2 protein-coding genes are annotated in these 1,538 nt (G+C 65.5%); both read right to left on the bottom strand.

The window, feature by feature from the left end; translation table 11 throughout:
• Positions 1-1,219: tryptophan synthase subunit beta (trpB, locus tag WCA85_RS15165; protein ID WP_424065182.1), on the bottom strand; the 1,219-nt coding region annotated here is incomplete at its 3' end.
• On the bottom strand, positions 1,216-1,538 hold a 323-nt coding region (locus tag WCA85_RS15170; RefSeq protein ID WP_424065184.1), incomplete at its 5' end, for a phosphoribosylanthranilate isomerase. The genes WCA85_RS15170 and trpB, both read right to left, overlap by 4 nt.

Genomic DNA, 1,538 nt, shown 5'->3' on the forward strand with positions numbered 1-1,538 from the left:
ACATGCCCCCAAGATGCTCGGCGACGGAGTAGATGTCCTTGTCGCCGCGGCCGGACAGGTTCAGCACCATCAGGTGGTCCTTCGGGCGTTTGGGCGCGAGCTCGATGATCTTGGCCAAGGCGTGCGCGGGCTCGAGCGCGGGAATGATGCCTTCGAGCTTCGAACACAGTTGAAAAGCGTCAAGCGCTTCCTTGTCGGTCGCCGCGAGATAGGTCACCCGGCCGACGTCGTTCAGCCAGGAGTGCTCGGGGCCGACACCCGGATAGTCGAGGCCGGCGGAGATCGAATGGCCTTCAAGGATCTGGCCGTCATCGGTTTGCAGAAGATAAGTGCGGTTGCCGTGCAGCACGCCGGGGCGCCCGCCGTTGATCGAGGCCGCGTGGCCATCGCGAACGTCGAGCCCATGGCCTGCGGCTTCGACCCCGAAGATCTCGATCTGAGGCTCGTCGAGGAACGGGTGGAAAAGGCCAATGGCGTTTGACCCGCCGCCGATGCACGCGACCAGGCTGTCCGGCAGGCGGCCTTCGAGTTCGAGCATCTGAGCTCGCGTCTCCTCGCCGATCACGCACTGGAAGTCGCGCACCATGGCCGGATAGGGATGCGGGCCGGCGACGGTGCCGATGCAATAATAGGTGTCGTGGACGTTGGTCACCCAATCGCGCAACGCCTCGTTCATCGCGTCCTTGAGGGTCTTCGCCCCCTGCTCGACGGCCCTGACCTCCGCGCCCAGCATCTTCATGCGGAAGACGTTCGGCTTCTGCCGCTCGACATCGAGCGCGCCCATGAAGACGATGCATTCGAGGCCGAAGCGCGCGCAGGCGGTCGCGGTCGCGACGCCGTGCTGGCCAGCTCCCGTTTCCGCGATGATGCGCTTCTTGCCCATGCGGCGAGCGAGCAGGATCTGCCCGATCACGTTGTTGATCTTATGCGCCCCGGTGTGGTTCAGCTCCTCGCGCTTGAAGTAGATCTTTGCGCCCCCGACATGTTCGGTCAGCCGCTCGGCGAAATAGAGCGGGCTCGGGCGCCCGACATAGTGCTTGAGCAAATGATCGAGCTCGGCCTTGAAAGCGGGATCGGCCTTCGCCTCCTCGTAAGCCTTTTCGAGCGAGAGAATGAGCGGCATCAGCGTCTCGGGGACAAAGCGTCCGCCGTAGATGCCGAAGCGGCCGCGTTCGTTCGGGCCGGCGCGATAGGAATTTGGCTTCTCGAGCTTGCTCATGTCACTCCCGCAGGCGCTCGCGCGAAGGCGCGGCGGGCCGCGGCGACGAACGCCCTGATCTTGCGCTCATCCTTGACGCCGGGCGCGCTCTCGACGCCTGAGGAGATATCGACGCCGCGCGCTCCGCTGAGTGCGATCGCCGTCGCGACATTCTCGGGGTCGAGCCCGCCGGACAGGAGCCACGGAACGTGGGAATGAAACTCCCGCGTCAGGCGCCAGTCGAACGGGCGGCCGTTGCCGCCCGGCAGCGCCGCGTCCTTGGGCGGCTTGGCGTCGATTAGGAGGGTGTCGGCGACGCTCTCGTAAGCTTGAGCCTGAG

The organism is Paraburkholderia sp. (assembly GCF_049581445.1).
Lineage (GTDB): Bacteria > Pseudomonadota > Gammaproteobacteria > Burkholderiales > Burkholderiaceae > Paraburkholderia.